Here is an 11,859-nt window from a genome sequence, read left to right as displayed (position 1 = left end):
CACCGTCGTGGCAAAGCTGGTGGAAGCGGCGAACGTGACCGCCACCAGGAAAGGTTTTGCGCTCACGCCGAGTGCCTCGGCGGTGCTGATGGCCACCGGCGCCAGCAACGCGGCGGCGGCGTTGTTCCTCATGCATTCGGTCAAAACGCCGGTCAACAGGTGCAACACGGCCAAGATGGCCACCGGCCCTGCATCGCACAGCTGCTGCAGGGCCGCATCCGCCACCGCCGGCGCCGCCCCGCATTTCTCCAACGCCAATCCCGGCGGCAACACACCGGCCAGCAGAATCAGCACGCGCCAGTCCAGCGTCCGGTAGGCGTCTTCCATGCGCAGACAACCGGTCAGGACCATGGCGCCACACCCCACCCATGCGGTCACCAAAATCGGTTGCACGTTCAGGGCGGCCAACAGGACCACCGCCGCCACGATCGCCAGTGCCAGCGGCACGCGCCGCGTGTGCCAGGGGATCTCCGTGTGCGCCTGCAGCACGATGAAGTTCTCGTCTCCGCGCAGACGGGCCAGCTCCGCCTTCGGCCCCATCAACAACAGGGCGTCGCCGTACTGCAGGGGCACCTCCGCCAGCTTTTCCGGGATCACCTGGCCGCGGCGGTGGATGGCCAGCACGATCACCTTGTAGCGCCCGTGAAAATCGAGCTGGCGCAAGGTGGCCCCTGCCAGGCGGGAGTGGGGAGCCACCAGCGCCTCCACCAGGTCCACCTCGCCCGTCTCCAGCGAGGCCTCTTTCAACTGGAACTCCGGTTCGATTCCCCGTCCCGCCGTGTTCCGCGACGCCACCAGGTCGTTCACCCGCCCGCGCACCAGCAAATGTCCCCCTCCCGCAGGGGTTCACGCAGGGGTGCCCACACCTTGCGCTCGCCGCGGATCAACTCCAGCCCTGTCACATCGTGCTCTTCACCCAACCGGGCCTCGAACACCGTCCCGCCCAGCAGAGGCGAGTCCGCCGTCACAGGTACCTCCGTGATGTACGGGCCGAGCTGATCGTTCTGGGTCAGCTCCGCCCCGCGCCGATCCGGCAACAACCACGGACTCACCACCCACAGATACACCGTGCCCGCCGCAAACATCACCCCTCCCAGCGCGGCGAACTCGAACAGTTCGAATCCCCCCAGGCCCGCCTGCTGGGAAATGCCGTGCACCACAGGGTTCGTGGAGGTCCCGATCAAGGTGCAAACGCCACCGAATTGCGACGCATGGGACAGCGGAATCAAAAGCTTGGAAGCCGAGACCTTCCGGGCCGCTGCCGCACTCGGGACCATCGGCAGGAACACCGTCACGGTCGCCGTGTTGTTGATAAAAGCCGAGCTCACCCCCACCCCCGGCATCAAGCCCAGCAACAACAGCGTCCGGTTCCGACCCCGTCGCACCAGCCAACGGCCCAGCACCGCCACGGCGCCGGTCTTCTGCAGGCCCGCACTCAGAAACAACATCGCGCCCAGGGTCACGGTCGCCGGATGACTCAGCCCCGAAAGCGCCTCCGCCGGGACGGCCTTTGAAGCCATCGCCATCCGGGTTGAAACGGCGTTTACCTCTCCGACCGGGTCAAGGGTCGGGCCTTTGGGTGCCCGTGTAGCGAGGGCCCCGGCCGGCACCCGTTCGATGGGAAGTGGCGCCGCGGCAGGTTAGGGGCCCGATGCCGCATCGGTCTCCACATCCACGGGCCCGTACTCCGGCACGAGCCGGTAGAAACGCACCGGCACCTCGGACGCCTCGGGATCCAAGACAGGGAATGTCTCTTCGCCGTCGAGCGTGGCGCTGCCCATCCCTTCCCAATCCACCAGGTTGGTGGACCATTCGAGCCGCCACGGCACGCCGGGAATGTGCGGCAAAGGCAGGAGCACAGTGCCGTCGGCCAGCCGACTGTTGAGGGGCGGTTCAACCTGTGCATCCAGGATCACGGCAGCGGCCCGGGAGGGGCGACCCACCCGGTAGGTGGTCGGACCCACCGGCGGTTCGATCAACCGCACGACGACCGTCTCGATGCCCTCCGGGATGTTGTCTCCGGTCGCAACCACCTCCACCGGTACGGCCCTCTGGCCGGCGGGAATCTGCGCCTGCCCGGGCAATTCCCTGTAGTCTTCACCCGGAGTGGCGGTGCCACCCACCCGGTAAAAGACCGTCAGCGGAGCGTTGGCAGGGCGCGAGCGAATGATGTGGAATCGGGCGGTGTTCGTCGTGCCCTCGCGAGCGATGGGATCGGTGGCCAGGATCCGCACCACGGCGACGTCGGAAGCTTCCAGAACGCGGATGCGCACCGGCCGGCTTCGGGTTTGACCGCCCAGATTGTCGGTGGCCACGGCGTGGAGGACGTGTTCACCGGCCGGCGCGTTGGTCCAGATCCATACGAAGGGCAGGGCCGGGATGTGCGCCGGCACGACCGGGCCTGCCGGGGTCAGTTCGGTATCGGCCTCCGTCAGGACCGCCAGGCGGTTGGTCACCGTCCCCAGCCATTCGTCATCTGCATAGAAATCCACCGCAACCACCCAACCGTCCGGATCCCAGGCCAACGCCACCAACCGGACATCCACCGGTTCCTGGTACACGGCCCCCTGCGGCGGGCTGACCAATGCGATGTAGGGCAACCGATTCGTCCGCGTGGCGTCCCGAATCCAGGCAATGGCCCGGACCGGATGCGACACGACGTAGCAGCCCGGCGCCGGACCGGCCTCGGTCGCGCAGTCCGGCTGGACCAGCTGTACGATGACCGACTCGGTGTCCTCAGGAAGGTCATCTGCCAGCGGCTGGACGACCAGTTCCACCTCGCGTGCGCCGGGCGGGAAGGTGGCCGTACCCGGCAACTCCACGTAGTCCACGCCGTTGGAAGCCGTGCCGCCCACGCGGTACCGCACCGTCAGGGATTCTCCCAACTCGCCGCCTTCGCGCCGCAGGACGAATCGAGCCGGATCGAACCCCGGTGTGGTCGGCAGCGGTTCGGTGGCCCGCGGGTCGGGTGTTTCAATCCATACACGCGGAAGCGAAGGCACGGCACGCACGCGGATTTCCACCGGGGCGGACGTGCTCGTCAGCCCCGAATCGTCGGTCGCGATCGCGGTTAAGACGTGCGGCCCGACAGGCGCATTGGTCCAGACCCATTCGAACCGCTGGGACTGGCCGGGCGGAGGCGGGACAATGAAATACACCTCGCGCACGCCGATCCGCTCGCCATCGGCCAGGAACTCCACCCGCGGCACGTAGCCGTCGGCATCGCGGGTCACCACCAGGATCCGTACATCCGCCGGCGCACGATAGACCGTGCCGGGTTCCGGCTCCACAATCGCCACCTTGGGTGGAAGCTTCATGTCGGTGTCATAGATGCGAACCGCGGCTTCCGAAGGGCGGCCCACCGCATAACACGTCGGTGGAGGAGGCCAAATGGCGATGCAAGGGGGTTCCACCACCTGCAGCACCACCGTTTCGGTGCCTTCTTCCAAATCGTCGGGCAGGGCTTTCACCTCCAGGCGCACCTCTTCCACTCCGGCCGGAATCACCACCTCCAAAGGTAGTTCCGCGTAGTCCACCCCGTTGCTGGCGGTACCCCCGATGCGGAGGAACACCGGGACCGCCACATCCAGGTTCCCCCGGCGATGCAAAACGAACAGACCGGGGTTGTCCCGGCCTTCGACTGCTTCAGGATCCGGCGCGGTCACCGTCACCACCGTCCGCACCACGGCAGGATCCGTCTGTGCAGCGACCGTAAGGGCGAAGAAGACCAGCGGCAGCGCCGCCCGGCAAATGCAACGCATCGGTGAGATCATGGTTTTTGCCTCCCGTCCAGATGTCTCCGAGCAGACCGCTTCAGCGGGCCACCGTCTACCCATCGCACATCTCCGGAGGATCGCAAGCGCCCGTTTCGAGGCGTCCCACACTCCTGAGGCGGCCCGGTTCCCCGGGCCGGCGCACCGACGCGGATCTGAAAGGCTTGCTTCGCCTTCCGCAGCCCGTTACCTGAGCCGGGTCATGCGATCCAAAACACGGTCGGCCATCGAGGAACTGTTGGAGGTCATGGCCCGGTTGCGCGGCCCGGGGGGATGCCCCTGGGATCGCAAGCAAACGCACCGGACCCTCCGGATGTACGCCGTGGAGGAGGTTTACGAGCTGTTGGACGCCATCGAAGCCGGTAACGATGAGGCCCTGCTGGAAGAACTGGGCGACGTGCTGCTCCAGGTGGTGTTCCACGCCCAGTTGGCCCGGGAGCGCGGGGCGTTCGATTTCGACACTGTCGCGCGTCGCATCACCGAAAAACTCATTCATCGCCATCCCCACGTCTTCGGAGAAGCCGCGGTGAAGGATGCCGAAGAGGTCCTGGCCCGTTGGGACGAGCTGAAACGACAGGAGAAACAGCAGCGCGGTCGTCCGCAAGGCTCGGTCTTCGACGGGATACCCCGTCATTTACCCGCCCTCATGCGGGCCACCGAACTCATCAAGAAGGCGAAGAAGGCCGGGCTGGTTTCCGAAACGGCAACCGCCGGCGAGGCCGCACCCGGTCCCGGACGGCCTGCACGTTGGACACCCCGTCGCCTGGCCTCGCAACTATGGGCCCTGGTGGAACTGGCCCAGGCGCATGGTTGGTCCGCCGAGACCCTGCTCCGGGAAGAATCGCAGCGCCGCGAACGACAATGGCGCCGGTGGGAACGACGCCGGCTCCGCACGCAAACCACCCGCGCGAAAGCGCCGGAGCCGGCGGCGGCCAAAACCCGATCCCGGCGATCGCGTGCCGGCGCCGCCCGGCCCGGTGGCCGCGCGCCAGACGGTGGAGGGACGCCCGATTCGTGAAGAAAACCGGCCGCGGCGCCAGGTGCAGCGCCGGTCCCGGCCTTGACCGCCTCCATCCTGCGGGCCGCACGGCGGGGTATAGCGGGCGCGCTCCCGCGGACTCCACGGGCGTTGGATCCGCCCGGGCCGCCCCCACCTCACACCTGACTCGGCCTGTGAACCATTTACTCCCCACCGCAGCCCGCCAATGCGGCGTGGGTGGCGATCGTGGCCGGGTCCAGGGCCCTGCCGTAAACGGCCACCTCGTCCAGGTATCCGGCCAGCGAACGAACGTCCTCCGGCGGATTGGGGCGATGCCGTAACCAGCCCAGCAGGACGTGACAGGGAAAGCTTTGCTGAGGAGCATCCGCCGGGGCCGCAGCGGCCAGCACGCCGTCAATGTACATTTCCATCCGGCCGGCGCGGTACTGGGCCACGATGTGATGCCAGCGGTAGGGGAAGAAGACCCGGGTGGAAAACAGGTTCACCCCGCCGTACGTGGCCGGGGGTACGCGCTGCACGTATCGCAACGTGCCCGGCTTGTGGACGAGGTGTTCCGGATCACGCGCCGTCAGCTCGACCAGGGCCAGGTGATGGTCCTCCGGCGTGAGCAACCCCACCAGCGCACTGTTCTTGTACTGCTCGGAAGAAAAGAGAAACTCCAGGGCATACTCCCCGGTCGGGCCCGCCCACAACGTCTCGGTCTGCAGATAGGGCTCGTTCACCCGCGGATCGAGGAACGCCGCCCGGTTGCCCGGCCCCACTTCGCGAAATGCCACCGTTCCGAACACGCGCAGGGGAGGTCCGCCCTCCATCGCGTTGGCGACCCGACCGGCCGTGACCTGGTCGAACCGCCAGTAACTCCAGGGCGCGGCTTGTTGCACGGCCCGGGCGTAGTCGGCGCTCAGCCGGAGGGGCCGCGCTTCCACTCGCGGCGGTTGCACGAACCGCTCCGGCGGCAGGGCAGCCGGCTCGATCACACCCCGCCCGGGCACCACCCGCACCGGTGCACGTTCCTCCACCACCTCGCTCCGCAGCGTCGTCCCGTTGGGGGCCAGGACCGACGCCTCGGCCGCCCCTCGAAAGACCATCACCTCGGCCGAGCCGTCCGGGGAGACGTTGAAACCGAATTCGGTCCCCAAATCCCGGATGGCCGCCCCGGGCGAGGCAATCGTGAAATCGGTGATCTCCGACTGGGGCGGCACGTGCACCGCGAGCCGGCCCGATTCGCAGTACACGTGCGAAAGCGACCGGAGCTGGATCGCCGCCGGCCCCACCACATGAAGGCGGACTCCGTTGAACAAGGCCAGCGAGATGCGCCCCGACCGCAACCGCAACCAGCCCGGTTCCAACAGGTCATCCTGCCGGGGACGAAACTCGGTGGAAGGATCCCAAATCACCCGCTCCGTCTGAACCACCACGCCGAGCGTCTCCCGCAGGTGCAACGGCACCACGGCGGCAGAAGTCTGCCGCCAGATCATCCAGGCTCCCACCGCCGCCAGCACCACGCCAACGGCGGCCAGCGCCGCCATCCATTCAAGCCCCTTCCCGCGGCCGGGAGTCGCCGTCCGTTCCAGGGCTTCCATCACGCGCTGTTCCACCCCCGGGGCGGCGGATGCACAGGCCTCCTCCTGCAGGAGATCGGATCGGAGTTCCTCTTCCAACCGCAACCAGCGCGGCGAGGGGGCCTGGACCACCTTCAGCATCCCCAGCATGTGAATCTGGCGGGCGCATTCGCGGCGAAAAGCCGCGTCGCTGCGCAACCGGGCCAGGAGCGCCTCGTACCGTGCGTCCTCCAACGGACCGCCTCCCCAGGCCATCAAAAGGTCCCGCAAATCAGCGTCCATCGGCCAGTTCCCTCTTCACACAGTCTCTCAACAACTGATTGGCCCGATAGTGAAGATTGTAAACCGCACCCACCGTGGTCGAAAGGGCCTGCGCCAAGAGGGCCGGTTTGGTGCCGTCCAACCCCGCACGCACCACCCGGCGCAGTCGGTCCGGCAACCGGTTGATGCAGCGCAGCAAGGCCTCGATGGCCGCCGCCTGATGATTCGCAGACTCCTGGTCCAATTCCTCCTCCAGCAAGCGACTGACCTCTTCTCGAAAACGTTCCATCGCGTTCTGTCGCCGCACCGTGGCCCGGAAATACATGTGCAGTTTCAGCCGCGCGATCCCGCGCAACCAGCGGCCGAAGTCCTCCCCGCGCCGAAAACTCGACAGACTGCGAAAGGCCGCAATGAAGACCTCCTGCGCCAGATCATCCACCACGTCCAGGTCGTACACCTGACTGCAAAGGTAACTCCGCAGGGGCAGTTCGTACCGGCGCACAATCCACCGAAAAGCATCCACGTTGCCGCGTGCCACCTCGTCCAGGATCTCGTCCAGGTCCGGCTGCCGGTCCATAGGCATTTCCCATCCCACCTGATTTGCCGGCCGTGGCCGGAATCTCACCGCAACACCGGCCGGCGTCGGTCCGGTTTCGGCGTTGGCGACCGGCTCGAACCGCCGCGGAAGCCTGGGTCCGGTGTGAGATCCGGTCAAGACCGGCAAATTCCCAGATGCAGAAAGCCAAATGGACCCGCTACCGATGCCCGGGCCGGCTGTTCCCCTCCGGGTGGAGTGTGAATCTGCCGGCCCGGGATCCGGCCCACGGCCGCGGGTCTGCGGCAACCAAACCCTGCTGACTCCGCGTCTGTATGATGCGCGACCGCGGCGGCACAAGAGCGGGTGTGCACACCGTCCCGCGGGCTGCGCCGCTGCCCGGCTTCTGCGCGGCGGTTGATCAAGGTGCCGTCAGCACCCGTTGTCGCCCCGCCGGGACCCGGCCTGACCGGTCTGTCCGGTCCGGTCGCGGGTCACGCTTGGCGTGCACAATGTTCCCCGGCCGACACACAACCTCGCCAAGTATCGAACCCCAAACCTCCCGAGCAGACATGAAACCAACCATGACCTGGATCCGATACCCCCTCCTTCTGGCCCTCACGTTCATGTGTGTGGCACCCGCCGCCCATGGCCAAACCACACTCTACTGGACCGGCAACGGCGACGGCGTGCGACTCGACCTGGAAAACAACTGGGATCCACCCGGCCTGCCGCAGCCCAACGACATCATGGTCTGGGACGGCCGCACCAGCAGCAACCTGTTTCTCACCTTTGTCACCGGCAACATCCAGGGCGCCTTCGCGCAGCTCGGCCGGGACATCTATCTGACCTCCAATCAGGTCAACGCCGTCACGTTTTACGGAGCGGTGGGCACGCAGTTCGCCATTCGGATGAACAACATCACCATCGATGCCGGGGCCGGCCCTTTCACCTTCGGCCTGCCGGGCACGAACCTGATTGATGTGATCTGGGGCGGGCAGAGCGGCCAAACCCACACCCTGATCAACAACTCTGCCCACCCGGCCACCATCAACGCCGAGGTCCGCATCCGCTACGGTGGCGGCGGCGCACACACGCTGCTGTTCGGTGGCAGTGGCGACTGGGTGGTCAACCATCACCTCCGCGCCGACAACAACTCCCCGACCATCATCACCAAACAGGGCAGCGGCCGGCTGATCTGGACGCGCGTGAACGTGGCCAGGTTCGACAGCCCCATCCAGGGTCCGCTGACCATTGACGAGGGAACCGTCGTCCTGAAAAGCGCAAATCTTCTGGACGGACTCACCGGCACGCCCACCCTGGCCATCAACGCCGGCACGCTCGATTACGATGCCCCCGAAGGTGTGGCCAGTTTTCCTTACGCGATCAACGGCGCGGGCACGTTGCAGGTCAGCAGTGGCACCCTCATGCTCTCCGGTGCCGGGACGTTCAGCGGGACCGTCCGGCTGGTCGGCGGCACGCTGGTGGTCAACGGGCCGGAGAACCCCGGGGTTTCGGGTCCGCTCGGCCAGGGCAGCACCCTCTCGTTCGAAGGCGGCACCTTGCGGTGGAGCGCCGCCAACACCTTCGATTACTCCCCCCGGTTCAGCACCGCAGCCGGTCAGCTTTACAAATTCGACAGCGGCGGTCAGGAGGTCGTTTTGAAGACGCCGCTGACCAGCAGCGGCGGTTCGCTGGAAAAATTCGGCGCCGGCACGGTGACCCTCGGCGGCACGGCCTCGTACAGCGGGCCCACCGTGGTCCATGGGGGACGTCTGGTCTTCCAGGGCGGCAAAAGCGGCTCGGGCGACATCACCGTGGCGGACGGCGCCGCGCTGGTCATCCGTGCAGGAACCGCACCGGTGTCGCCGGCCAACCTCGTACTCGGGTCCCAGAGCGGTTGCACACTGGCCTTCGACAACGTGACCAGCACCACCACGGCACCGCTGGCGGCTGGCAATCTCGGCTCAGCCGGCACCGTGGTCATCGAAGTGATCGGCGGCTCGTTCAACGTCAACCAAAGCTATCCCCTCCTCACTTGGACCTCGGGTTCCGCCCCCAACGTCGCTCTCGGACTCGTCCAGGGAGCCGTGGGCAACCTGAGCATCCAGGGCAACACACTGTACCTCCATGTCACGGACCTGGCCTATGTCTGGACCGGCGGGAACAACGGGTCCTGGGATCTTGTGACTCCGAACAACTGGACCTACGGCGGCACCCCCACCCTCTTCGCCAACGGCGGCTGGGTGTTGTTCAGTGATGCCGCCACCGGCACGACCGACATCACGGTCAATGCCCCGGTCGAGCCCTTCCAGGTCCTGGTCAACAACGCCGCCAAGCCCTACACCATCACCTCCGGCGGCGCCAACAACATCGGCGGCGCGGGCGGCCTGACCAAGAGCGGTTCGGGCACGCTGACGCTGGCCGGCGGCGCCAACACCTACACCGGCCCCACCCTCATCGCCGGCGGCGTGCTGCAGGTGGGTGCCCTCGCCAACGGGGGCGCGCCCAGCGACATCGGCGCCTCGCCGGCCGACGCTGCCAACCTCGTCCTGAACGGCGGGACGTTGCTCTACACCGGACCCGGTGCCACGGTGGACCGCTTGTTCACCCTGGGCACCGGCGGCGGCTCGCTGGACGCCTCCGGCACCGGCGCCCTGCGCCTGATCAACTCCGGTGCCGTCGCCCTCAGCGGCTCGGGCCAGCGTGTGCTGACCCTCGGCGGGACCAACGAGGCCGACAATCTCCTGGCCGCCCCACTGGGCGACAGTGGTGGGCCGACGGCCCTCGCCAAGATCGGCCCGGGCAAATGGGTGTTGACGGGCGACAACACCTACACCGGCGGCACCTCTCTCCAAGGTACATTGCAAGTCGGCGACGGCGGCACCACCGGCAGCCTGGGCACCGGCCCGGTGCAAAACAACGGCAGCCTCGTCGTCCGACGCGACGGCACGCTGGTGATCCCCGGCGTGATCAGCGGCACCGGTTCGCTCGTGCACGAGGGGCCGGGCACGCTGATCCTGGAGGCGGACAACACGTACACCGGCGGCACGACCAACCGGGCCACCTTGCAGGTGGGCAACGGCGGTCCCACCGGCAAACTGGCCTCCACGGCGCCGGTGGAAAACAATGGCACGCTCATCTTCGACAGTACGGGCCAGTGGTCACTCTCGGGCAACGGGATCCTGACCGGCTCCGGCAACCTGATCGTGCGGCGCGGCTGGTTGATGGCCATCGGGGCCAACACCTACACCGGCTGGACCCTCATCGAACCCGGCGCCATCTTCCAGCCCAGTCGCGGCAATGCCGGCCAGTTGCTCAGCTCGGCCGTCACCAACCACGGCATGTTGCGGCTGGTGCGGCAGGACGGCATCTGGCCCGAGGTCCCCGTCTTCGTTTACACCAACAACATCACCGGCAGCGGCGTGGTGTTCAAAGACGTCAACAACTTCAACGACGGCGGGGTCATGTTCCTCGGCAACAACACGTACACCGGCGGGACGTGGATCGGCGGGGGCGCCATCGTGCTGGGCGACGGATTCACCGAGGGCGCCGGTTCCATCGTCGGGGACGTGATCTTCACCAACAGTTGGGAGTACAACGACACGCGGCGTCTGCTCGTGTTCAACCGTCCCGACGACGTGACCTTCCCGGGCAACATTCGCAGCGTGGTTTCCCCCGACGTGGCCGCGGCCAATCGCGGGGCCGTCTGGCACGCCGGCCCGGGCCGGTTGATCCTCACCGGGGAGAACGATTACCCGGGTGGCACCACCATTGACTTCGGCACGTTGCAGGTGGGCGCTGGTGGCACCAGCGGCTCCATCGGCACCGGCAACGTCGTCAACAACGGCATGCTGGTCTTCAACCGGCAGGGCGAGCTGGTCGTGCCCGGTGTGATCTCGGGTTCCGGCTCGCTCCTGCAACTCGGCCCGGGCGTGGTGACCCTCACGGCCAGCAACAGTTACTATGGCACCACCACGGTCAGCAACGGCACCCTCGTGGTGAACGGCGAGAACTGGGGTGCCGCCACCTACGTGTACGGCGGCGCGCTGGGTGGCACGGGCCCCATCCTCGGTTTCGTCCAGGCCGAGGCGGGCACGCAACTGTTGCCCGGCCCGGCCCCGGGCGCCATCGGCACGCTGGTGATCGGTCAGGACCTGTTGATCAGCGGCGACATCGTCATCGAGATCAACAAGGCGGCCGCCGGTCCGCTGCCGCCGCACGACATCATCGAGGTCGCAGGCACGCCTCAAAACCTCGGGCAGGGAACCATCCACGTGGTGAACCTCGGCCCCACCCTGGCCGTGGGTGACCGCTTCCCGATCTTCAACAAGGCGGTGGTCAACGGCCAGAACTTCACCATCACCGGTGGCGGAGCGACCTGGATCAACCGGCTGGCCGAAGACGGAAGCATCGAAGTCCAGGCCGTCACCGCGCCGCCCACGCTCCAATTCACGCGCACGGCCGGGGGCATCCAGTTCAGCTGGAGCGGCAACTTCAGGCTCCAGTACCAGACCAACAGCCTCTCGGTCGGCCTGAGCACCAACTGGATGGATTACCCGGGAGGAACCACCAGCCCGGTGACGGTCCCGGTCGGCACGGAGCCGGGCAGTGTCTTCTTCCGGCTGTTGGGCAATCCGTGACGATCGGGCTGCTCTTTCGCCAGAACGAGGAACGGGAGATCGAGCGCGGTACGACCACCCGTGGGCGGTGCCGGTCGGGTTTGCG

7 protein-coding genes are annotated in these 11,859 nt (G+C 67.1%); 2 read left to right on the top strand and 5 right to left on the bottom strand.

Translation table 11 applies throughout. The features are described 5' to 3' along the window. The 3 genes from ACPDIX_RS13395 to ACPDIX_RS13385 form a co-directional block, all read right to left on the bottom strand. On the bottom strand, positions 1–807 hold an 807-nt coding region (locus ACPDIX_RS13395; protein WP_423432310.1), incomplete at its 3' end, for an SLC13 family permease. After that, on the bottom strand, positions 804–1,526 hold the full coding sequence (locus tag ACPDIX_RS13390) for an SLC13 family permease (protein WP_423432309.1): 723 nt from the start codon (positions 1,524–1,526) through the stop codon (positions 804–806). The genes ACPDIX_RS13395 and ACPDIX_RS13390, both read right to left, overlap by 4 nt. Positions 1,527–1,640: 114 nt before the next feature. Continuing rightward, positions 1,641–3,761 (bottom strand): Calx-beta domain-containing protein, encoded by a 2,121-nt coding sequence (locus ACPDIX_RS13385; RefSeq protein ID WP_423432308.1) that lies wholly within the window; start codon positions 3,759–3,761, stop codon positions 1,641–1,643. Between the two features lie 214 nt (positions 3,762–3,975). On the opposite strand from ACPDIX_RS13385, the gene mazG reads away from it, so the two are divergent. Next, positions 3,976–4,791 carry a nucleoside triphosphate pyrophosphohydrolase gene (mazG, locus tag ACPDIX_RS13380; RefSeq protein WP_423432307.1) on the top strand — a complete coding sequence of 272 codons (816 nt, stop codon included), beginning with the start codon at positions 3,976–3,978 and terminating at the stop codon, positions 4,789–4,791. A gap of 164 nt (positions 4,792–4,955) precedes the next feature. Here mazG and ACPDIX_RS13375 read toward each other — a convergent pair whose 3' ends face one another. Then, positions 4,956–6,617 carry a LamG-like jellyroll fold domain-containing protein gene (locus tag ACPDIX_RS13375; protein WP_423432306.1) on the bottom strand — a complete coding sequence of 554 codons (1,662 nt, stop codon included), beginning with the start codon at positions 6,615–6,617 and terminating at the stop codon, positions 4,956–4,958. Then, on the bottom strand, positions 6,607–7,173 hold the full coding sequence (locus ACPDIX_RS13370; RefSeq protein WP_423432305.1) for a sigma-70 family RNA polymerase sigma factor: 567 nt from the start codon (positions 7,171–7,173) through the stop codon (positions 6,607–6,609). The genes ACPDIX_RS13375 and ACPDIX_RS13370 overlap by 11 nt, the downstream gene beginning before the upstream one ends. Before the next feature lie 530 nt (positions 7,174–7,703). Between ACPDIX_RS13370 and ACPDIX_RS13365 the strand changes: the two genes are divergently transcribed. After that, positions 7,704–11,774: an autotransporter-associated beta strand repeat-containing protein gene (locus ACPDIX_RS13365; RefSeq protein ID WP_423432304.1), complete on the top strand. Its 4,071-nt coding sequence runs from the start codon at positions 7,704–7,706 to the stop codon at positions 11,772–11,774. Positions 11,775–11,859: the final 85 nt, after the last annotated feature.

Origin of the sequence: Limisphaera sp. 4302-co (assembly GCF_049537155.1) — a bacterium.
Lineage (GTDB): Bacteria > Verrucomicrobiota > Verrucomicrobiia > Limisphaerales > Limisphaeraceae > Limisphaera.
The sequence above is the reverse complement of the archived record's forward strand: the minus strand, read 5'-3'. Positions and strand labels throughout refer to the sequence as shown.